The sequence below is a fragment of the Arenibacterium halophilum genome, from assembly GCF_005938225.1.
Taxonomy (GTDB): domain Bacteria; phylum Pseudomonadota; class Alphaproteobacteria; order Rhodobacterales; family Rhodobacteraceae; genus Arenibacterium; species Arenibacterium halophilum.
Map to the genome: position 1 here is coordinate 1079625 of NZ_VCPC01000002.1, position 20184 is coordinate 1099808.

At 62.3% G+C, this 20184-nt stretch carries 19 protein-coding genes; 6 read left to right on the forward strand and 13 right to left on the reverse strand.

Annotated elements, in window-relative coordinates; translation table 11 throughout:
- Nucleotides 1–3: 3 nt before the first annotated feature.
- The gene (locus FGK64_RS11935; RefSeq protein ID WP_138864001.1) at nucleotides 4–609 is read right to left on the reverse strand and encodes a glutathione S-transferase family protein; all 606 of its coding nucleotides are present in this window, start codon (nucleotides 607–609) and stop codon (nucleotides 4–6) included.
- A 400-nt stretch (nucleotides 610–1009) separates the two neighbouring features.
- On the opposite strand from FGK64_RS11935, the gene FGK64_RS11940 reads away from it, so the two are divergent.
- The 4 genes from FGK64_RS11940 to FGK64_RS11955 are packed head-to-tail and all read left to right on the forward strand — an operon-like array spanning nucleotide 1010 to nucleotide 6139.
- The gene (locus tag FGK64_RS11940; protein ID WP_138864002.1) at nucleotides 1010–2245 is read left to right on the forward strand and encodes a serine hydrolase domain-containing protein; all 1236 of its coding nucleotides are present in this window, start codon (nucleotides 1010–1012) and stop codon (nucleotides 2243–2245) included.
- The gene (locus FGK64_RS11945) at nucleotides 2242–4218 is read left to right on the forward strand and encodes an acetoacetate--CoA ligase (protein WP_138864003.1); all 1977 of its coding nucleotides are present in this window, start codon (nucleotides 2242–2244) and stop codon (nucleotides 4216–4218) included. Before FGK64_RS11940 ends, FGK64_RS11945 begins: the two co-directional genes overlap by 4 nt.
- On the forward strand, nucleotides 4215–5096 hold the full coding sequence (locus FGK64_RS11950) for an acyl-CoA thioesterase (protein WP_138864004.1): 882 nt from the start codon (nucleotides 4215–4217) through the stop codon (nucleotides 5094–5096). Before FGK64_RS11945 ends, FGK64_RS11950 begins: the two co-directional genes overlap by 4 nt.
- Entirely contained in the window at nucleotides 5093–6139 is a 1047-nt protein-coding gene (locus tag FGK64_RS11955; protein ID WP_138864005.1) for an amidohydrolase family protein, read from the forward strand. The genes FGK64_RS11950 and FGK64_RS11955 overlap by 4 nt, the downstream gene beginning before the upstream one ends.
- A gap of 67 nt (nucleotides 6140–6206) precedes the next feature.
- Here FGK64_RS11955 and FGK64_RS11960 read toward each other — a convergent pair whose 3' ends face one another.
- From FGK64_RS11960 to FGK64_RS11985, 6 genes are all read right to left on the reverse strand, one after another.
- A complete protein-coding gene (locus FGK64_RS11960) occupies nucleotides 6207–6980 on the reverse strand; it encodes an SDR family oxidoreductase (protein WP_138864006.1) in 774 nt (257 codons plus the stop codon).
- A 3-nt stretch (nucleotides 6981–6983) separates the two neighbouring features.
- Nucleotides 6984–7757, reverse strand: coding sequence for an SDR family NAD(P)-dependent oxidoreductase (locus tag FGK64_RS11965; RefSeq protein ID WP_171054051.1), 774 nt, complete (start codon nucleotides 7755–7757; stop codon nucleotides 6984–6986).
- Nucleotides 7758–7760: 3 nt separating this feature from the next.
- The gene (locus FGK64_RS11970; RefSeq protein WP_138864310.1) at nucleotides 7761–9044 is read right to left on the reverse strand and encodes an acyl-CoA dehydrogenase family protein; all 1284 of its coding nucleotides are present in this window, start codon (nucleotides 9042–9044) and stop codon (nucleotides 7761–7763) included.
- A 51-nt stretch (nucleotides 9045–9095) separates the two neighbouring features.
- Nucleotides 9096–9875 (reverse strand): enoyl-CoA hydratase-related protein, encoded by a 780-nt coding sequence (locus FGK64_RS11975; RefSeq protein ID WP_138864007.1) that lies wholly within the window; start codon nucleotides 9873–9875, stop codon nucleotides 9096–9098.
- Nucleotides 9876–9890: 15 nt separating this feature from the next.
- Nucleotides 9891–11594, reverse strand: a complete 1704-nt coding sequence (locus FGK64_RS11980) for a class I adenylate-forming enzyme family protein (RefSeq protein ID WP_138864008.1) — start codon at nucleotides 11592–11594, stop codon at nucleotides 9891–9893.
- 319 nt (nucleotides 11595–11913) lie between these two features.
- On the reverse strand, nucleotides 11914–13137 hold the full coding sequence (locus tag FGK64_RS11985) for an acyl-CoA dehydrogenase (RefSeq protein WP_138864311.1): 1224 nt from the start codon (nucleotides 13135–13137) through the stop codon (nucleotides 11914–11916).
- Between the two features lie 100 nt (nucleotides 13138–13237).
- Here FGK64_RS11985 and FGK64_RS11990 point away from each other — a divergent pair, with 100 nt between their 5' ends.
- Nucleotides 13238–14149, forward strand: coding sequence for a LysR family transcriptional regulator (locus FGK64_RS11990; RefSeq protein ID WP_138864009.1), 912 nt, complete (start codon nucleotides 13238–13240; stop codon nucleotides 14147–14149).
- Between the two features lie 20 nt (nucleotides 14150–14169).
- Here FGK64_RS11990 and olsA read toward each other — a convergent pair whose 3' ends face one another.
- From olsA to FGK64_RS12005, 3 genes are all read right to left on the reverse strand, one after another.
- Nucleotides 14170–15003, reverse strand: a complete 834-nt coding sequence (olsA, locus tag FGK64_RS11995; protein WP_138864010.1) for a lyso-ornithine lipid O-acyltransferase — start codon at nucleotides 15001–15003, stop codon at nucleotides 14170–14172.
- Nucleotides 15000–15761 (reverse strand): L-ornithine N(alpha)-acyltransferase, encoded by a 762-nt coding sequence (gene olsB / locus FGK64_RS12000; protein ID WP_138864011.1) that lies wholly within the window; start codon nucleotides 15759–15761, stop codon nucleotides 15000–15002. Before olsB ends, olsA begins: the two co-directional genes overlap by 4 nt.
- Before the next feature lie 135 nt (nucleotides 15762–15896).
- Nucleotides 15897–16079, reverse strand: coding sequence for a DUF3553 domain-containing protein (locus tag FGK64_RS12005; RefSeq protein WP_138864012.1), 183 nt, complete (start codon nucleotides 16077–16079; stop codon nucleotides 15897–15899).
- 23 nt (nucleotides 16080–16102) lie between these two features.
- Here FGK64_RS12005 and FGK64_RS12010 point away from each other — a divergent pair, with 23 nt between their 5' ends.
- Nucleotides 16103–16699, forward strand: coding sequence for a histidine phosphotransferase family protein (locus FGK64_RS12010; RefSeq protein WP_138864013.1), 597 nt, complete (start codon nucleotides 16103–16105; stop codon nucleotides 16697–16699).
- A 45-nt stretch (nucleotides 16700–16744) separates the two neighbouring features.
- On the opposite strand, the gene FGK64_RS12015 is transcribed toward FGK64_RS12010, so the two are convergent.
- Genes FGK64_RS12015 through obgE form a run of 3 tightly spaced genes read right to left on the reverse strand, consistent with a single transcriptional unit; the run spans nucleotide 16745 to nucleotide 20184 of the window.
- Nucleotides 16745–18007, reverse strand: coding sequence for a glutamate-5-semialdehyde dehydrogenase (locus FGK64_RS12015; RefSeq protein WP_138864014.1), 1263 nt, complete (start codon nucleotides 18005–18007; stop codon nucleotides 16745–16747).
- A 30-nt stretch (nucleotides 18008–18037) separates the two neighbouring features.
- Nucleotides 18038–19162 carry a glutamate 5-kinase gene (gene proB, locus FGK64_RS12020; protein WP_138864015.1) on the reverse strand — a complete coding sequence of 375 codons (1125 nt, stop codon included), beginning with the start codon at nucleotides 19160–19162 and terminating at the stop codon, nucleotides 18038–18040.
- Nucleotides 19150–20184 carry a GTPase ObgE gene (obgE, locus tag FGK64_RS12025; protein WP_138864016.1) on the reverse strand — a complete coding sequence of 345 codons (1035 nt, stop codon included), beginning with the start codon at nucleotides 20182–20184 and terminating at the stop codon, nucleotides 19150–19152. The genes proB and obgE overlap by 13 nt, the downstream gene beginning before the upstream one ends.

Here is a 20184-nt window from a genome sequence, read left to right on the forward strand (position 1 = left end):
GTGTTACAGGGCCAGTGCCCTCTGGAATGCGGGTCGCGCTTTCAGCCGTTCGACATAGGCGGCCAGGTTCGGTTTATCCGAATAATCGGCGCCCAGACCACCCGAGACGTAACAGGCATGGCCCGTCATCACGTCGGCGGCGCTGAAATCGTTGGCCAGATAGTCACGGCCTTCCATATGCGCGTCCACCGCCGTCAGCATCTGGTTCAGCAGCTTGGTCGCGCGCTTTACGTTCAACTCGGTCCGGCGTTCGGGTGGAAGTAGGATGGTTTCGACCACGATCGAGTTGACGGGCGGCATGATCATGCCCTCGGCATAGTGCAGCCATTGAAGGAACAACGGAAAATCCGGGCTGGCAACGGCAGGTTGCAGCTGGCCGTTCCCATGTCGCGCCAGCAGGTATTGTACGATGGCGCCGGATTCAAACAGCGTCACGTCGCCGTCGACCAGCGCAGGCACGCGCCCCATGGGATGCACGGCGCGATAGCTGTCATCGCGCATCGCCTTGTCGCCCAACTGGAACCGCTCAAGCTCGTACTCCAACCCCAATTCTTCCAGCAGCCAGGCCACCCTTACGGCGCGGCTGTTGGGTGCGAAATACAGTTTCATTTTCCCCCCGAATTCGCTTTTGTTTCCACAGCTTGCATGGCAAATTCATATCTGCCGGCACTGTCGTGCAAACCCTAACCGGTTCGATCCGACAGCGTCAATCGCGCCCGTGTCCGCGCCCCGGCTCAACGACGCGAGGAGGACAGATGGCAGGCATCCTAGCACCTTTCCGGCTCTTGGCGGCGCGTAGCCTGCCACGGCCAGAATGCGTGCGTGAATTTCTGGAGCGCAGCCAGGTTACGATTTTTGTGTGCCGTATTTTTCGTCGGAATAGAACTTTGCGATTTATATTTAATGCAGGACTTCAATTATGGATAGTAAGAACCTGAAAAAAATCAGAATTCGCCGATCAAAAATACGTTCGCGCGGAATTCATCCACTGCTGAAGGAAGGCCCGGCCATGACAGACACACATATTCAGGGGTTCGACCCGATCCGGCTGGGGCGGATCGCGGCCTGGCAGGATAGGTACGTCGAAGAGCGTAAATTTCCGGGGTCCTCGGTGATTTTGCTGCGCGGTGGGGACGAGGTGTATTTCAACGCCGCCGGATCCCGCAATGTCGAGGACGGTCTGCCGTTCGAACGCGATACCGTGGCGCGGATCTACTCGATGACAAAACCGATCACCTCGGTCGGGATCATGATGCTGGCCGAACTGGGGCTGTTCCATCTGGATGCACCCGTGTCCGAATTCATCCCCGCCTTCCGCGACATGCAGGCGCTGGTGCCCGGCGCGCAGCGGATCGATCAGACCGAACCCGCGTCCAGCCCGACGCTGCACCACCTGCTGACCCATACCAGTGGGCTGAGCTATCCGTTCAATCCCGGTCCACTGGGGCAGGCGATGGATGCGGAAAAGATCATCTTCCGTGCCGACGATACCAGCCTTGCCGAAGTTGCCGATCGCACCGCGGCGCTGCCGCTGGCGTTTCAACCGGGCACGCGCTGGGAATATTCCGTGTCCATCGACATTCTTGGCCGCGTGATCGAGGTGGTGTCGGGCCAGCCGTTGGATGTGTTCCTGCGCGAGCAAATATTCGACCCGCTGGGGATGGGCGAAACTGCCTTCCGCGTGCCCGAGGGTACGGGCGACAGGTTTGCCTCTCTCTACACTCCGCTCGCCGGCAATGCGATGGCGCTGAACGCGGCGCGTGACAGCGACGAAACGCTGCGGCTTGTGGATCGCGCGGGCGCGTCGGTGTTTGAATCCACCACCTGTTTTTCGGGTGGTGGCGGTCTGGTTGGCACGATCGACGACTACGTGAAGTTCTGCGAGATGCTGCGCCGGGGCGGCGCTGCGCCGGGCGGGCGGATCCTGTCGCCGCACACGGTGGATTTTATGATGCGCAATCACTTGCCGGGCGACATCGCCTCGATGGGGCCGCAAAGTTTCGCGGAACAGCCGATGGAGGGTATGGGCTTTGGCCTTGGCGGGTCAGTCGTGCTGAACCCGGGCCGCGTGCGCGTGCCGGGCAGCGAAGGCGATTTCAGCTGGGGCGGCATGGCATCGACCATGTTCTGGATCGACCCCGTGCTTGACCTGACCTGCGTCTTCTTTACCCAGCTCACGCCGTCCAGTTCCTACCCCTGCCGGGCCGAGCTGAAGGCATTGGTACACGGAGCGCTGGTGGAATGAGCGAAGAACGCCCGATCCTGTGGCAGCCGTTGCCCGAGCGCATCGAAAGCTCGTCGATGGCCGCCTTCCTGCGCTGGCTCGAAGCAGAAAAGGACCTGATATTCGCCGATTACGAGGCGATGTGGAACTGGAGCGTGAGCGATCTTGACGGGTTCTGGCGCGCGATTTGGGAGTTCTTCGAGATCGGCCCGGCCGATGCGGTCGAAACCGTATTGGTGCGCCGCAAGATGCCGGGCGCCGAATGGTTCCCTGGGGTTACCCTGAACTTTGCCGAAGTCACGCTGCGCCCGGCCGCGCAGACGCCCGACAAACCCGCGCTGATCGTGCAATCGGAAACCTTTGGCGACGTAGAGATCACCTGGGCCGATTTTGCCGACCGGGTGGGCTGCGTGGCTGCACGGCTTCGGGCTATGGGGGTAGAGCAGGGCGACCGTGTGGTTGCGGTTCTGCCCAACACCGAAACGGCGATTATCGCGATGCTGGCCACCGCCTCGCTGGGCGCGATCTGGTCAATCTGCGCGCCCGACATGGGGCATGTGGCGATCCTTGACCGGTTCCGCCAGATCGCGCCCAAGGTTCTGATCGCACAGGACGGATACGTGCACGCGGGCAAGACAATCGACCGCCGCGCCGTGCTGAAGGACATCGTGGATGGGCTGCCCGATCTGGCGCATCTGGTGATGGTGCCCGTGGTCGGCGATGTGCCAGAGGGCGCGACCCATTGGGACGAGATGACCGCGAGTGCCGAAACGGTCACCCCGGTTCCGGTACCGTTCGATCATCCTCTGTGGATCGTCTATTCCTCGGGCACCACGGGCAACCCCAAACCCATCGTGCACGGCCACGGCGGCATCGCGCTGGAAGGCGCGAAACAATCGCTGCATCAGGATCTGGACGCAGAAGACCGGTTCTGCTGGATGACCTCCTCGGGCTGGATCATGTGGAACTGCCAATTCGTGCCCCTGGCGCGCGGCGGCACGGTGGCGATGTTCGACAGTGCGGCCAATCACCCCGATATGATGGCGCTGTGGAGCTTTGCCGCGCGCCACAAGCTGACGTTCCTTGGGGCAGGGGCGGCCTATTTCCAAAGCTGTCTGAAGGCCGGAATCCGCCCGGGCGACGCCTGCGACCTTTCGAACCTCGTCTCACTGGGATCAACCGGCTCGCCCCTGTCCGACGATGGCTATCGCTGGATCTATGACGCGGTGAAGCCTGACATCTGGCTTGCCCCGATCTCGGGCGGCACTGATTTCGCCGGCGCCTTTGTGGGCGGCAACCCGATGCTGCCGGTGCGTATGGGCGAAATGCAATGCCGCCTGCTGGGCAACGCAGTGCGCTGTTTCGACGATGACGGCAACGACCTGATTGGCCAGGTCGGAGAGCTGGTCTGCACCGAGCCGCTGCCCTCGATGCCGCTGTATTTCTGGGGCGATGATGATGGCAGCCGCCTGCATGACAGCTATTTCGACACCTACCCCGGCATCTGGCGTCACGGCGATTGGATCTCCTTCTCGGAAACCGGCGGGTCGGTGATCTACGGCCGCTCTGACACCACGATCAACCGGAAGGGCCTGCGCATGGGCAGTGCCGAGCTGTATCAGGCGGTCGAGGCGCTCGACGATGTGCAGGATTCACTGGTGATCGACCTCGAATTTCTGGGGCGCGACAGCTTCATGCCCCTGTTCGTGGTGCTCTCGCCCGGGGCGGTTCTGGATGACGCGCTGAAGGGCAGAATTGCAGATGCCATCCGAAACGCCGTGTCGGCCCGTTTCGTCCCGAACGAGATCGTAGAGATTGCCGAGGTGCCGCGCACCCTCTCGGGCAAGAAACTGGAACTGCCGGTGAAGAAACTGCTGCTGGGCGGCGATCCCGCGCGGGTCGTCAACCGCGACTCGATGAGCAACCCGGACAGTTTCGACCAATTCATCACCTACGCCAAAGACCGCGCGCTGACAGAAGGACCCTCCGCATGACGCTGGACCCCGCCGAAGAACTGCTGGACCTGCTGGATATCGAACAACTCGAAGTCGATCTGTTTCGCGGCATCGGGTCGGGCGGGGAAACCACGATGCGCATCTTCGGCGGCCACGTCATCGCCCAGGCCCTGATGGCCGCCTATCGCACGGTGCCAGACCGGCTGTGCCACTCGTTGCACGCCTATTTCATCCGCCCCGGCGATCCGAAAATCCCGGTGGTTTACCATGTCGACCGCGCCCGCGACGGCGGCAGCTTTACCACCCGCCGGGTCGTGGCGATCCAGCATGGCAAGCAGATCCTGAACCTTTCCGCCTCATTTCATGTGGACGAAGACGGCTGGTCGCACCAACACCCGATGCCAGAGGTCGACGGCCCCGAGGGCCTGGCTTCGCGCGCCGAATTGCGCGATGCCATCTCGGAAAAGGTGCCCGAGCCGCACCGCTCGGATTTCCTGCGCCCGCGCCCCATCGAACTGCGCGAAATCGCCCCGCAGGACATGTTCGAACCACAACCGGCAGACGATGTGAACCACCTCTGGTTCCGTATGCAGGCCGCCGCCGGGCGCGATCCGGTGATGCAGCACTGCCTGCTCGCCTATGCCTCCGACATGAACCTGCTGGGCTCATCGCTGCGCCCGCATGGCATCACGTGGTGGCACGGCGGCGTGGTGACCGCCAGCCTCGACCACGCGATGTGGTTCCACGCGCCGATCAGCTTTGACGACTGGCACCTCTATTCCATGGACAGCCCCTTTTCGGGCGGCGGGCGCAGCTTCAACCGCGGCTCGATCTTTTCGCGCGACGGCACTTTGGTCGCCAGCGTGGCTCAGGAAGGGCTCGTGCGCCGCTTCAAGCCCAAGGAAGACCGCACATGAGCGGCGGGCGCTATCCGCGCTGGGTGCCGGGGATCGAGTTGCGCGAGGATTGGCTTGCGCTGACCCGGGAAGAGATCATCGACCCCGACCGCGAAATCGTCGATCCGCACCACCATCTGTGGACCCATGGCACGTCCGAGGCGCCGGCCATCTACGAACTGCCCGAATTCGCGCGCGACACAGGGTCCGGGCACAAGGTGGTGCAAACCGTCTATATCGAATGCCGCGCCCGCTGGGATCTCGACGCGCCCGCTCACCTGCAATCGGTGGCTGAAACCGCCTATGTCGCGTCTTTGACTGCACCGGAGGCCGCGCCCATTGCGGGCATCATCGCCCATGTCGATCTGACCCTGCCGCTGGACCTGTTGGATGAGGCGCTCGATGCTCATACAGCGTCCGGGCAGGGGCGGCTGGTCGGCATCCGCCACTCCGGCGCCTGCGATCGAGAACCCGACAGCCTGATGATCCCGGGCCGCGGTGCGCCGGGGCTTTACGCCAATCCCGATTTCCGCCGCGGCGTTGCCCGGCTCGGCGCGCGCGGACTCGCCTATGACACCTGGCACTACCACCACCAGAACCGGGACTTCCTTGATCTGGCGCGCGCCCTGCCGGAAACGGTGATGATCCTCGATCACTTCGGCACCCCGCTTGGCGTGGGGCGCTTTGCCGAACAACGAGATGAAATCCAGTCCGCCTGGCGCGAAGACATGGCCGATCTCGCCCAATGCCCGAACCTGCGCGCCAAGCTGGGCGGTCTCAATATGCCCGACAACGGCTGGGGTTGGGAAAAAAACGAAACCCCGCCGTCCTCTGACGATCTGCTGAAAGCACAAGGCGACTGGTATCACCATACCATCGATTGCTTCGGCCCGTCCCGCTGCATGTTCGAAAGCAACTTTCCGGTCGACCGCACTTCGGTCGACTATCACGTGCTCTGGAACTTTTTCAAGAAACTCGCGCACCCCTTTGATGAAGAGGAAAAAAATGCACTCTTCGCAGACACGGCGCGCGCCACCTACGGCCTTCCGGATTCATCATTCTGAAAACACTCCGGGGGACTCCGGCACAGCCGGAGGGGGGCAGCGCCCCCTCCAACCTCTCACTTAGCAATTACCGCAGCTTGTCGCCGAAAACCCGGTTCAACTTGCGCATCCCGCCGATCCACTTGTCGTAGTTCTCGGCCTTGTTGCGCATGTATTGCACCACTTCCGGGTGCGGCAGCACCAGGAACGTTTCGGCCCGGATGGTGTCGACACATGCCTCCGCCACCGCTTCGGGCTCCAGCATCCCATTGATCGAGGCGACCCCGTCTTCATGGCCCCGGGTCATCTCGGATCGCACCGCCTGAGGGCACAGTACCGACACCTTGATACCGTCGTCGCCATGGGTCAGCGCCAGCCACTCGGCCAGTCCGACAGCCGCGTGTTTTGTCACGCCATAGGGGGCCGAGCCGACCTGGTTCAGCAAGCCCGCGGCACTGGCCGTGTTCAGCAGATACCCGCCTCCACGCTCTACCATGCGGGGCACCAGATGGCGTGCCGCCCAGACGTGGGACATCACGTTGATCTCCCAGATTCTCTGCCAGTCGTCATTGGCAACCTCGGCGCCACCCGCCACCAGAATCCCGGCGTTTGAACAGAACAGGTCGATCGGGCCAACATCGGCTTCGACCTTGTCGATCAAACCCGTGATCTCTGCCTCGCGCGACACGTTCACTTCGAAGGCTATCCCATTGATCTGGTTGGCAGTTTTCTCTGCGCCCGACAGGTTCATGTCGGCGCAAACAACAGCCTTTGCGCCCTCGGCGGCAAAGCGGATCGCCATGGCCCGGCCAATCCCGCTGGCCGCGCCAGTCACGACGATGATCTTGTCTTTCAATTCCATGGCTTATGTCCACATGTTCGAGCCACCGCAAACCGTCAGCGCCTGACCGGTCATATAGCGGCTGGCGTCTGACGCCAGATATACGGCTATCCCGCAGAAATCCTCGGGGTCGCCCAGGCGGCGCAACGGGATCTCTTGCTTGATCCGTTTCTCCACTTCGGGGTTATCCCACAGCTCTCGCGCGAAATCCGTCTTGACCAGCCCTGGGCAGATCGCATTGAAACGCACGCCCGACGGGCCGAATTCGGCCGCCAGGTTGCGCACCAGACCGATCAGCGCCAGTTTCGACATACCGTAGGTGCCCAGCATTTCCGACGGCTTGAAGGCGCCGATGGACGAGGTGAACATCATCGACCCGGATCCCGCTTTCACCATGTCGCCCACGGCAAGCTGCGCCAACCACAGGTTGGACTGCACGTTGGCCTTCATGGTCTTTTCATAGGCTTCGTCGGGAATTTCCGAGGTCTTGCCGTAATAGGGGTTCACCCCAGCGTTGCCGATGACAATATCGATGGGCCCGACGCGCGACCGCGTTGCGGCGACCAGCGCGTCGATCTGCTCTTTATAGCCTACGTTGCAAGCCACGCCGATGGCGCGCTCGGCGCCAACCGTGTCATTGATCTGGGCGGCAGCCGCATCCAGCTGATCCTGCTTGCGCGCCGAAATCACGACACGCGCGCCGTGATCTGCCAGCGCCGTTGCCATCGCCAGCCCCATGCCCTTGGAGGCGCCGGTCAACAGCGCCACCTTTCCGGTCAGGTCAAACATCTTCCGCATGGTTTACGGCCCCTCGAACATGCGCCCGCCGGTGGCACGCGCGGTGGCGGCCTGACGGTCGTTCGAGTTCTGATAATGGTTCACCTCGGCGCGGGCGACCACGTTGTGATGCACCTCGTCCGGCCCATCGGCAAACCGCAGAGTGCGCTGGCCCACATACATTTCCGACAGCGGGAACCACTGCGACAGGCCGGCGGCGCCATGCACCTGCATCGCCTGGTCGATGATCTGGCAGGCCTTTTCAGGCACCAGCGCCTTGATCGCCGACACCCAGATGCGGGCCTCTTTGTTACCCAGCACATCCATCGCCTTGGCAGCTTTCAGCACCATCATGCGCATGGATTCAATGTCGATCCGCGCGCGGGAAATGGTTTCCATGTTCTTGCCAAGGTCGACGATGCGCTTGCCAAAGGCTTTCCGGTTCAAGGCCCGGTCGATCATCATGTCGAGCGCTTTCTCGGCAGCCCCGATCGAGCGCATGCAGTGGTGAATCCGCCCCGGCCCAAGCCGCAGCTGGCTGATTTCGAAGCCACGGCCTTCGCCCAACAGCATGTTTTCACGCGGCACCCGGACATCTTTGAACCGGATATGCATGTGACCGTGCGGCGCATCGTCATGGCCGAACACGCGCATCGGACCCACGATTTCCACGCCGGGGGTGTCGATGGGCACAAGGATCTGGCTTTGCTGTTTGAACGGCTCGGCCTCGGGCGAGGTTTTGACCATTGTAATCATGATCTTGCAACGCGGATCTCCGGCGCCCGAGATATAGAATTTCTCGCCGTTGATGACCCATTCATCGCCCTCGAGCACTGCGCTGGTCGAGATGTTCTTGGCGTCAGAACTTGCCACGTTCGGCTCGGTCATCGCAAAAGCCGAGCGGATTTCACCGTTCAGCAGCGGTTTCAGCCACCGTTCCTTTTGCTCGGGCGTGCCGATGCGCTCCAGAACCTCCATATTGCCGGTGTCGGGCGCCGAGCAGTTCAGCGTCTCCGAGGCCAGCGGGTTCTTGCCAAGCTCGGCGGCGATATAGGCGTAATCGAGGTTTGACAGCCCTTCGCCCGTTTCGGCATTCGGCAGAAAGAAATTCCACAACCCGTTGTCACGGGCTTTCTGCTTGGCTTCGGCCAGCAATTCCAGCTGACCGGGCGCATGAGACCAACGGTCTGCGCGACCTTCGCCAAGGCGGAAATATTCTTCGGTGATCGGATCGACGTTTTCGGCGATGTGTTTGATCACGGCATCTAGAAGGGGCCGTGCGCCTTCCGACATCCGCAAATCGTTCATTTCCTGTGGGTGTACCGACATTGACATGAGGTGGGTTTTCCTTTCACCGTTTCAGCGGTTTTTCCATTCTGGTTTACGTTTTTCAACAAAGGCTTGAACGCCCTCCTTGAAGTCATACGTTTGGGCGAGATCGGCCTGAACCTCACGCGAGTACATCAGGCTTTCCGGCAGGCCTTCGGCAACCAGCATCGAATTCAGGATACGTTTGGTTGCCTTGACCGAACTGGGCGAGACTGCGCAAAGCTGTTCGGCCATCTCCATTGCGCGCGGCATAAGCGCCTCGGGTGCCAGCACCTCGTTCACACAGCCAAGTTTCAGGGCTTCGTCGGCCATGATGGTGCGCCCGCTCAGCATCATCTCTTGCGCCGCGAGCCGGCCAATATAGCGCGACAACCGCTGCACCCCCGAGGCTGAAGCGAAGAAGCCAACCTTGACTTCGGGCAGCGCGAATTTTGCCGTCTCCGAAGCCAGAATGATGTCGCAGGACAACGCTGTTTCAAATCCGCCTCCCATGGCAAAGCCGTTGACCGCAGCGATGATCGGCTTTTCCAGGTCAAACCGCGACGACAGCCCGGCGAACCCGGTCTCTGGCAAGCCGCCCTTCATGCCTTGGGCGGCCGTGGCCTTCAGATCGTTGCCCGCGGTGAACGCCTTGTCGCCTGCGCCGGTCAGCACCGCGACCCACAGATCGTCATCAGCGGCAAAGTCGTCCCAGCACTGGGCCATTTCGTTGTGCATCGGGCCGTGGACGGCATTGTATACCTCGGGCCGGTTCATGGTGACGATCAGGATATGCCCCTGCCGTTCGGTCTTGATGAACTCAAATGCCATTTTAATTGCGTCCTTTCATGTAAATTCCGGCCCTTCGGCCTGTTTGTTCAGGCACATTGAGCGCAGTGCACGGCGGTCCAGCTTGTCGGTGGTGCCTCGGGGCAGGGTGCCTTCAAGCAGCCAAATGTGTTCGGGTATCTTGAAGCGCGCGATGTGATCGCCCAGGAATCTTTGCAGGGCCTCCGGCTCCAATGTCGCACCGGGTTTCAGCACGACTCCCACGCCGACCACTTCGCCCAGCCTGTCGTCAGGGACTGCGAAAGCACAAGCCTCGGCGACGGCGGGATGGCGGTGCACCGCACCCTCCACATCAAGACAGGCAATGTTTTCACCGCCGCGAATAACGATGTTTTTCTTTCTATCAGAAATAGTTACAACACCAAATTCATCAATCGAACCAAGATCGCCGGTTCGCAGCCAGCCATCTTGCATCACCTCGGCCGTCGCTTCGGGCTTGTTCAGATAGCACCGCATATTACATGGGCTTTTTACCGTTATTTCCCCGACAGTTCCGGGCGAAACTTGATTTCCGGCATCATCCAGAAACCGCAATTCCTGCACCGGCGGATACAAACGGCCGGCCACGTTGGGGCGGTCGTGATACTCGCGCCCAACCAGACCGATCCCGTTGGCGTTGGTTTCGGTCATGCCCCAGCCCGTTGCGATCTGGGCCCCGGGAAAGCGCGCAACGAGGTCTGGCACTTGCGCAGCCGGGCGCTTGGCGCCACCCGCGCCTATGAATGTCAGCGAATTCAAGGACGTGTTCATCCGCGCAGCGGCAACCATCAAATCGGCGGATTGGGTCGGAACGCCTACCAAGCGGGTGATTTGCTCGCGCTCGATCAGTTCAACGGCGTGGTCTGCATCCCATTTTTCCATCACCACCAGTTTGGCGCCAGCCGCAATGCCCAGAAGGAAAACAGGATGGGTCGCCGTGACGTGGAACAAGGGTGTGACCACCAGAAAAGAGGGCCGTAAAGGGGCAGGGGCATCCGGTTCTGGCGGTTCGACCAATGCGGCAATTTCGGCCTGCATCAACCAGGTGTATACCGCGTTCATCGCACCGCGATGGGTTTGCACAACACCTTTCGGTTGACCTGTGGTTCCCGACGAATACATGATTGCCATGTCATCGTCGGTATCAATTTCTACCGTTTCGTCAAATGGTTGCGCGCCATTCATCAAGCCACTGAACGATAACGGGCCGGTTGAATCTGCATCGCGCACACCGATCACGGCAAGGTCGAGTTGATCGACCAACGGCGCAAGACGTTCAGATCGCAGACCATCCGCAAAGACAATGCGCGCAGCGCTGTCCTGGATGGCATAGTCCAGTTCTTCTGTCGTCCACCAGGCATTCAAGAACACCGCGACCGCACCCATCGACGTAATCGCCATCATGAGCATCAGAAGCTCAGGACAGTTGCGCATTGCGATGGCCACTGGCTGGCCTTTTTCCACGCCAAAGCGGCTGCTTAGAACGCCAGACAAAACGTTGATGTGTCGACAAAATTCTTCGTATGTGTACCGTTCCTCGCCAAATACCAGAAACGGATCGCCATTGGCCGACTGCACTTCGGCTGCGCGTTCCAGCAAAGCGCGTGTATGCGGCGGAATATTTGAGAACGCGGTATAATCAACGCCGCGGATACGCACCGGTTCAACCGCAAAGCGCGGGTCTGTCGCCAACAGATGCGCAACGGCTGCATCGATAGACATTGCCGGAGCTATGGTCGACGACGTCACTTCGATATCTCCGACACAGGCCGGAGCCAAGGGCGCAAGGCCTGGCGCATGATGCAATCCTCCCGTGGTGCGCTTGGCGCGGTTCTCCTCAACCGGGCAGCGACTCTTCTTCGCAAAATGCTAGACGGGATTTCAGGGCATGCCAATACCGCGTGTCGGAATTGTATTCCGCAAATTGCTCAGTGTGGATATATATAACATAATATCTATTATACGATATAGCTGCAGGCCAAAGCGCTGGCAGCACTCTCTCTGGCACCGCCCTGTTATGCGGCGCCAGAGAGCGTTTGGTTTAGAAAAACGCCTGAAGGCCGGTTTGTGCGCGGCCCAGGATCAGCGCGTGCACGTCATGCGTGCCCTCGTAGGTGTTCACCGTTTCAAGGTTTACCATGTGGCGGATCACCTGGAATTCGAGGCTGATGCCATTGCCACCGTGCATGTCGCGGGCCATGCGCGCGATGTCGAGCGCCTTGCCGCAGTTGTTGCGCTTGACGATCGAGATCATTTCCGGCGCGGCGTTCGCCTCGTCCATCAGGCGGCCGACGCGCAGCGAAGCCTGAAGGCCCAGCGAAATCTCGGTCATCATGTCGGCGAGTTTCTTCTGGTACAGCTGGGTCTGCGCCAGCGGACGGTTGAACTGCGTCCGGTCCAAACCGTACTGACGTGCCGCGTGCCAGCACGCCTCGGCCGCGCCCATTGCGCCCCAGCTGATGCCGTAACGCGCGCGGTTCAAACAGCCGAACGGCCCCTTCAGCCCTTCGACATGCGGCAGCAGCGCATCTTCGCCGACTTCGACGTTGTCCATCACGACTTCGCCGGTGACCGAAGCGCGCAGGCTCATCTTGTTGCCGATCTTCGGCGCGCTCAGGCCCTTCATGCCTTTTTCAAGCACGAAGCCGCGGATCTTGCCGCCATGCGCTTCGGACTTGGCCCAGATCACGAAGACATCCGCGATCGGCGCGTTCGAAATCCACATTTTGGAGCCGGTCAGACGATAGCCCGAGTCGGTTTTCACGGCGCGGGTTTTCATGCCCGCCGGGTCGCTGCCGGCGTCGGGTTCGGTCAGGCCGAAGCAGCCGATGAATTCGCCGCTGGCAAGTTTCGGCAGGTATTTCTGGCGCTGTTCTTCGCTGCCGTAGGCATAGATCGGGTACATCACCAAAGAGCTTTGTACCGACATCATGGAACGATAGCCGGAATCCACACGCTCGACCTCGCGCGCGACAAGGCCATAGCTGACATAGCCTGCACCGATTCCGCCGTATTCTTCGGGTACGGTGACGCCAAGCAGGCCCATTTCGCCCATTTCGCGGAAGATTTCGGGTTCGACGGCCTCGGTTTCAAAGGCTTCGGTCACGCGCGGTTGCAGTTTTTCCTGCGCATAGGCGCGCGCGCTTTCGGCGATCATACGCTCGTCTTCGGTCAGCTGGTCATCCAGACGCAACGGATCGGACCATTCGAACCGGCCCAGATCGGGCGCGTCTTTCGGCTTCAGCTTGGGTGTCGGGGCGTTCATGCGATATCCTCCGGTATGATCGGCATTTGCGCCACCATAGTCCGGCAAGGTCAGAAAAAACAGCGAGACTTCTTCGCTTATGTATGTCATTTACTCATAGATGAATACGCCTCGCCGATTGTTGCCCTCTATTGCCAGCCTGCGCGCGCTCGAAGCCTTGGACAGGCTTGGCAGCGCCTCGGCCGCAGCGGCAGAGCTGTCGCTCACCCAAGGCGCAGTCAGCCGTCAGATACAGGCGCTGGAATCGCAGATGGGCGTGACTTTGGTGGATCGTGGCGGCAAGAAGCTGGGGTTGACGCCGGCGGCCCGGGATTTCGCAGGCGATATTCGCCAAGCGCTGGGGAGGATTGCTGCGGCAACGCTGCGGCTGCAATCCGCTCCGACAGGTGGTGCGCTGAACCTTGCAATACTGCCTACGTTTGGGATGCGGTGGCTGGTGCCCCGCCTGCCGGGCTTTACCCGCCAGCACCCGGACGTCACTTTGAACATGGCGACGCGGCTGGTGCCTTTTGACTTTGCTGATGACCCCTTCGATGCCGCGATCCGCTTTGGCACGCCCGACTGGCCGGGCACCCGCCATCTGCTGCTGCGGCACGAACAGGTGCTGCCGGTGGCGGCGCCGGGGCTTCTTGACTCCGGACGCCCGGGCCATCCGCAAGCCTTGCTAAACCTGCCGCTCTTGCACATCCAGACACGGCCGCGCGCCTGGGCCGATTGGTTCGCCAGCCAGGATGCGCCGGTATCGGGGCCGATTCCGGGCATGATCTATGACCAGTTCTCAACCATCACGCAGGCCGCGCTGCACGGGTTGGGCGTGGCGCTGATGCCTGATTATCTGGTCGAGGAAGATGTCGCCACCGGGCGGCTGGTGCCGGTCTACGGACCCGCGCGCGAAGTCGCCGGAGGGTACTATCTTGTCTGGCCCGACAGCCGCGACCATCACGGGCCGCTGACCGCCTTTCGCGAATGGTTGGCCGGCCATTCCCAGCCCGAGGATATTTTGCCGCGTTAGCGCCCTGCCCCAATCGCGTCCTAATCACGCAGATCGCCCTGCGGGTGCGCTGCGCGCACAGCGGCTTCGGCGGCGGCGGCCAGTGCTTTGCGGTCGCTGAAATCCGCCACGCGCAGGGGCGGCAGATAGATCACCTGCACCGCGCCTTGCCGTCTCGCTGCCAGCGTCTGCAGCAGATGTGGGCCAAAGGCCATGTCGCCCCACCAACCGTAAAAACGCGAATCCTCGCGCGGCGGCGCATTGTAGATCACGCAACACGGCTGAACATGCAGATCGTCGATATTCAGGTCCGACAGGAAGGCCGCGAACAGCGTCGTCTTGAACGGCAGCACCCGGCGCCCGTCGGTCGAGGTGCCTTCGGGAAAAAACAACAGCCGGTGCCCGGCGCGCAACCGGGTGCGGAACAGATCGGTCTGGGCGCGGGCATGGCGGCGATCACGCTGGATGAACACGGTGCCGGTGGCACGGGCCAGCCAGCCGATGCCAGGCCAACCCGCCACTTCGGCCTTGGACACGAAGTAGACCCGCTTGCGCGCGTTGAGCGCAAAAATATCCAGCCAGGAACTGTGGTTCGCCACAACCGCGCCGGGCATCGGCATCAACTGCCCCTTGGAAGAAAACCCGATCCCAAGGATGAAGAACGCCGCCCGGCAAACCCATTGCGTGATCCATGGGGTCAACGGGCGCCGCGCGCCGAACAGCGGACGTTCGATCAGCCGTAGCGTCAACAGGATCGCCAGACCGCCGAAGACAACCGTGCCCAGGATTAACCCACGCCAGGCCACGCGCAGCCAGCCAAGCGGCGAGATCGGCGCCACGTCAGGCTCGGGCGCGGCATTCCAAAGCGGGCTCACCCTGCCCCGCCTGTCAGGCTGCGGCGGCTGCGGTCGTTCATCCGCGCCGTATCAAGGATCAGGCAGACATCGGTGGTGTTGAATGTGTGATCGACATACGCGCCATCGCCGACAGTGCCGCCGAGACGAAGATAGGCTTTGATCAGCGCGGGCACGGCCACCATCGCGCGGCGCCGGTCCAGTTGGTCGGGCGCGACAAGATTCATCGGCTGATAGTGTTTTTCAAGCGCCCGCACGCGCAATTCGGGCGGTGCCAGGTGGTTCAGGTGCAGCATGGTCAGCGGTTCGGCCAGCGCCTGCGCATCGGTGCCATGAAACGAGGCCGTCCCGAACAGAACGTCGATCTCGCGCTCGTGCACATAGTCGGCCAGCCCCTGCCACATATGGTGCATGCCGATCCCGCCGCGATAGTCGCGCGCAAGGCACGACCGGCCCAGCTCCAGCAGGCGCCGCCCGCTGTTTTTCAGCGGCGTCAGATCGTATTCGCCTTCGCTGTAGAACCCGCCAAGCGCCTCTGCCTGTTGCTGCTGCAACAACCGGTACACGCCCACCACACGGCCCACGGCATCATCGATCAGCAGCATGTGATCGACGTGATCGTCAAAGCGGTCCCGCTCCAGCCCTTCCACATGGTCGACCATCTCGCCGCCCGCGCCCAACTCGCGTACGAAAACATCATAGCGCAGCGCCTGCGCGGCGCGCAGGTCCTCGGACGTTTGGGCCAGTCGCACGGAGAAGTGCGCTTGGGACGATGTCATGGCTGTGAACGGTCTCTTACGGCGTGGGTCGCGGGGAAATACCGCAGGCACGCGCCATATGGCAACCGGCGTTAACACAGGTTTACGCGACTTGGCACAATTGTCGTGGCTATGTTAACCTTTCCTAAAGCAATTTTATCCATCAAAGACGGGCGTCAATTCAACCCGGGTGCCGTCAAGCACCACCTTGCCCTGTTCGCGGAAATTCACGGTCAGCCGGCCTCCGATGTTGGATTGCACCTGCCCCGTACCCCATTCGGGGTGGTCGGGATGGGTGACAAGCATTCCCGGCGACAGAAACGAATTGAGATCGGTCATTGAACATAGCCCTCGGAGGGAGAATGCCTCAGATTAGCGCAGAACTGGCAACACTTGTAGGGTCGCGAATTTGCCATGACCTGATCAGCCCGATCGGGGCTATTTCGAATGGGTTGGAGTTGCTGGATCTTGCCGGATCTTTCAAAGGCCCGGAACACGACCTGATCGCCGAAAGCGTCGCCAGCGCAAATGCGCGCATCCGGTTCTTCCGCATCGCCTATGGCGCGGCGGGCGAACAGATGCTGGGCCGGGCCGAGGTGGCGGGCGTGCTGCGCGATCATGGTCAGACAGCGCGGCTGCGGATGGACTGGCAACCCCAGGATCCCCAGCCCCGACGTGAGGTGCGGCTGGCCTTTCTGGCACTGCAATGCCTTGAAACCGCTCTGCCCTATGGTGGCGAGGCGCAGATCGGCTGTGAGGGCGACAGTTGGGCCATAACCGGGCGCGGCGATTGTTCGGGGCTGGATGGGGCGCTGTGGGACCGGCTAAGCGCGTCGGTCCCGCTCGGCGATCTGGCGCCCGCGCGGGTGCAATTCGCCCTGTTGCCCGTGCTGGCGCAAGACGCCGGGCGCCGCTTGACCACGACGCGCGACGCCGAGGCGCTTTCGATCCGGTTCTAGTCGCGCGACCCGGCAGAGCCACCTGAAGCGGCAGAACAGCTTGGATCAGCCGCGCAGTGCGCCGTTTCCGGTGACCAAATACTTGAAGCTGGTGAGCTGTGCTGCACCCACCGGCCCGCGCGCATGCATCTTGCCCGTCGCAATCCCGATTTCGGCCCCCATGCCGAATTCGCCCCCATCGGCAAACTGGGTCGAGGCGTTGTGCATCAGGATGGCACTGTCGAGCCGCTGAAAGAACGTCGCCGCCGCCTCGGCATCCTCTGTGATGATGCAGTCGGTGTGGTTCGATCCGTAGTGCCGGATATGCGCCATCGCGGCGTCAAGGCTGTCGACCGGTCGCGCCGCGATAATCATATCAAGATACTCGCGGCCCCAATCCTCGGCTGTGGCCGGGGTGGTGCCGTCAATCGCCAGCGCGCCTTCGGCCCGCACCTCGACCCCGGCGGCCAGCAACGCGGCCACCAGATCGCGGCCCAGCGTTTCAGCCACGTCAGAATGCACCAGCAGACATTCGGCCGCGCCACAGATGCCGGTGCGCCGGGTTTTGGCGTTCAGCAGTACATCGGCTGCTTTTACCGGATCGGCGGATTTGTCGATATAGATGTGTACGATGCCTTCCAGGTGCGCGAACACCGGCACCCGCGCCTCGCGCTGGACCAGCCCGACCAGACCCTTGCCGCCGCGCGGCACGATCACGTCGATCTGTCCCGTCATTGTCAGCATCTCGGATACGGCGGCACGGTCGCGCGTCGGGACCAGCTGAATTGCGTCTTCGGGCAGACCGGCGGCGCGCAGCCCCTGCACCATGCAGGCGTGAATTGCTGTGGCGCTGTGGAAGCTTTCCGACCCGCCGCGCAGGATCACCGCATTCCCGGCCTTGAGGCACAGCGCCCCGGCATCGGCGGTCACATTGGGGCGGCTTTCATAAATCACCCCGACCACGCCCAAAGGCGTGCGTACACGCTGGATGTGCAGGCCCGAGGGCATGTCCCATTCGGCAAGAACCTCGCCCACAGGATCGACCTGGGCGGCGACTGTGCGCAGGCTGTCGACCATGCCCTGTATTCGCGCATCGTCCAGCATCAGCCGGTCCATCATCGCGTCCGACAGGCCCTTCTCGCGGCCATACTCCATATCGCGCGCGTTGGCCTGCTTGATTTCATCCCGGGCAGCCCAAAGCGCCTCGGCGGCGGCGGTCAGCGCAAGGGTTTTCGTATCGGCTGGGGCAAAGGCCAGATCCTGCGCGGCGATGCGCGCGCGCGTGCCGATGTCGGCCATTACGGCGGCGATATCATCCAGATCTTTCATGGTCTTGCCCTTTCCCTTGTCTTGCGCAGGTTACCCGGTTTCCACGGCCAGCGACACCGCCATATCATCGCGATGGATCAGCGCCGCGCGGCCAGGATAGCCCAGCCGCTCTTCAATTTCCGAAGAATGGCAGCCGCGAATGCGCCCCGCCTCTTCCGCGGTATAGCGTATCAGCCCCAGCCCCAGCGGCCCGCCCGGACCGATGATACTCACGGGATCGCCGCGCCCGAAATCACCACCCAACCGCGTCACACCGGCGGGCAGCAGGCTGGTGCCCCGGCGCAGTGCACGTTCGGCGCCCGCGTCCACGTACACCTCGCCGCGCGGCTTCATCGCGCCGATCCAGCGTTTGCGGGCAAGCTGCGGATCCTCTTGCGCGGTGAACCACGTCGCATTGGCGCCCTGCTCCAGCAGCGAAAGCGGCCGGTTGGGCGACCCTTCGGTGATGACCATGCCGCAGCCGCCGGTCATTGCCATATGCGCGGCCATCAATTTGGTTTTCATCCCGCCTTTCGACAGACCCGACCCGGCATCGCCGGCCATCGCCTCGATCTCGGGCGTGATGCGGTCGATCACATCGAACCGGCGCGCCGACGGATCCTGCGAGGGATTGGCGGAATAGAACCCGTCGATATCCGACAGCAGCACCAGCAGATCGGCGCCCACCGTCACCGCAATTTGCGCGGCCAGACGGTCGTTGTCGCCATAGCGGATTTCATCGGTCGCCACCGTGTCGTTCTCGTTTACGATGGGCACGACATTCATGCCCAAAAGCGTGCCCAGCGTGGCCCGCGTGTTCAGATAGCGGCGGCGGTCGGCGCTGTCTTCCAGCGTCACCAGCACCTGCGCGGTGGTGATGTCATGCGGCGCCAGCGCCTCCTCATATGCGCGGGCCAGCCGGATTTGTCCGACGGCGGCAGCGGCTTGCGACTGTTCCAGCGCCAGATCGCTATTGCCAAGGCCCAGAACGCTGCGCCCCAAAGCGATGGAGCCGGATGACACCAGCAGCACATCGGCGCCCCGCGCCCGCAGCATCGCCACGTCCTGCGCCAAGGCGTGCAGCCAATCCACGCGCAGCTGACCCGAGCGCCGATCCACCAGCAGCGCCGAGCCGATCTTGACGACGATGCGCCGGGCGGTGGTTAGGGTCGCCATTCGGTATCCTCGGTTTCGGGTTTGCGGCGCAGGCGGTCGGCGTCGATGCGCGAGCGCAGGGCGCGCAGCACGTCGGTCACGCCATCCCGGGCCACGCCCGACATCTGCATGACAGGCCCGCCGCTGGCCTCTTCCAGTGCGGCGGCGGCCTCGGCGCGTTGCTCTTCGTCCAGCGCGTCGATCTTGTTCAGCACCGTCAGGCGCGGCTTGTCCGCCAGTTCGCCGCCGTAGGCCTCAAGCTCTCCGATGATGGTGTTGTAATCGGCGGCCACATCTTCCGATGTGCCATCGACCAGATGCAGCAGCACGGCGCAGCGCTCGACGTGGCCCAGGAACCGGTCGCCAATGCCGCGGCCTTCATGCGCGCCTTCGATCAGTCCGGGAATATCAGCCACCACGAATTCGACGTTGTCCACGCCGACCACACCAAGGTTCGGGTGCAGCGTGGTGAACGGATAATCTGCAATCTTGGGCCGCGCGTTCGACGTAGCGGCCAGAAACGTCGATTTGCCCGCGTTCGGCAGACCCAGCAGGCCCACATCGGCAATCAGTTTCAGCCGCAGCCACAACGTGCGTTCCACGCCCTCCTGCCCCGGATTGGCGCGGCGCGGGGCCTGGTTGGTCGAGGATTTGAAATGCAGGTTGCCCCAGCCGCCATTGCCGCCGCGTGCCAGTTCGACACGCATCCCAACCTCGGTCAGGTCGGCAATGACGGTCTCCTGATCTTCATCCAGGATCTCGGTGCCTACTGGCACCTTCAGCACGATATCGTCGCCATCCTTGCCGGTGCGCTGGCGCCCCATGCCGGGCTGGCCCGACTTGGCAAAGAAATGCTGCTGATAGCGGAAATCGATCAGCGTGTTCAGACCATCAACTGCCTCGGCATAAACCGAGCCGCCGCCGCCGCCATCGCCGCCATCGGGGCCGCCATATTCGATGAATTTTTCGCGGCGAAAGCTGATGCAGCCCGCGCCACCGCCGCCGGATCGGATGTAGACCTTTGCGAGATCGAGAAATTTCAT

What these genes read in the sequence shown, in the direction of transcription:
- FGK64_RS11935 (WP_138864001.1), bottom strand. Translation starts at nt 609, where the DNA reads ATGAAACTGTATTTCGCACCCAACAGCCGCGCCGTAAGGGTGGCCTGG.
- FGK64_RS11940 (WP_138864002.1), top strand. Translation starts at nt 1,010, where the DNA reads ATGACAGACACACATATTCAGGGGTTCGACCCGATCCGGCTGGGGCGG.
- FGK64_RS11945 (WP_138864003.1), top strand. Translation starts at nt 2,242, where the DNA reads ATGAGCGAAGAACGCCCGATCCTGTGGCAGCCGTTGCCCGAGCGCATC.
- FGK64_RS11950 (WP_138864004.1), top strand. Translation starts at nt 4,215, where the DNA reads ATGACGCTGGACCCCGCCGAAGAACTGCTGGACCTGCTGGATATCGAA.
- FGK64_RS11955 (WP_138864005.1), top strand. Translation starts at nt 5,093, where the DNA reads ATGAGCGGCGGGCGCTATCCGCGCTGGGTGCCGGGGATCGAGTTGCGC.
- FGK64_RS11960 (WP_138864006.1), bottom strand. Translation starts at nt 6,980, where the DNA reads ATGGAATTGAAAGACAAGATCATCGTCGTGACTGGCGCGGCCAGCGGG.
- FGK64_RS11965 (WP_171054051.1), bottom strand. Translation starts at nt 7,757, where the DNA reads ATGCGGAAGATGTTTGACCTGACCGGAAAGGTGGCGCTGTTGACCGGC.
- FGK64_RS11970 (WP_138864310.1), bottom strand. Translation starts at nt 9,044, where the DNA reads ATGAACGATTTGCGGATGTCGGAAGGCGCACGGCCCCTTCTAGATGCC.
- FGK64_RS11975 (WP_138864007.1), bottom strand. Translation starts at nt 9,875, where the DNA reads ATGGCATTTGAGTTCATCAAGACCGAACGGCAGGGGCATATCCTGATC.
- FGK64_RS11980 (WP_138864008.1), bottom strand. Translation starts at nt 11,594, where the DNA reads ATGTCTATCGATGCAGCCGTTGCGCATCTGTTGGCGACAGACCCGCGC.
- FGK64_RS11985 (WP_138864311.1), bottom strand. Translation starts at nt 13,137, where the DNA reads ATGAACGCCCCGACACCCAAGCTGAAGCCGAAAGACGCGCCCGATCTG.
- FGK64_RS11990 (WP_138864009.1), top strand. Translation starts at nt 13,238, where the DNA reads ATGAATACGCCTCGCCGATTGTTGCCCTCTATTGCCAGCCTGCGCGCG.
- olsB (WP_138864011.1), bottom strand. Translation starts at nt 15,761, where the DNA reads ATGACATCGTCCCAAGCGCACTTCTCCGTGCGACTGGCCCAAACGTCC.
- FGK64_RS12005 (WP_138864012.1), bottom strand. Translation starts at nt 16,079, where the DNA reads ATGACCGATCTCAATTCGTTTCTGTCGCCGGGAATGCTTGTCACCCAT.
- FGK64_RS12010 (WP_138864013.1), top strand. Translation starts at nt 16,103, where the DNA reads ATGCCTCAGATTAGCGCAGAACTGGCAACACTTGTAGGGTCGCGAATT.
- FGK64_RS12015 (WP_138864014.1), bottom strand. Translation starts at nt 18,007, where the DNA reads ATGAAAGATCTGGATGATATCGCCGCCGTAATGGCCGACATCGGCACG.
- proB (WP_138864015.1), bottom strand. Translation starts at nt 19,162, where the DNA reads ATGGCGACCCTAACCACCGCCCGGCGCATCGTCGTCAAGATCGGCTCG.
- obgE (WP_138864016.1), bottom strand. Translation starts at nt 20,184, where the DNA reads ATGAAATTTCTCGATCTCGCAAAGGTCTACATCCGATCCGGCGGCGGT.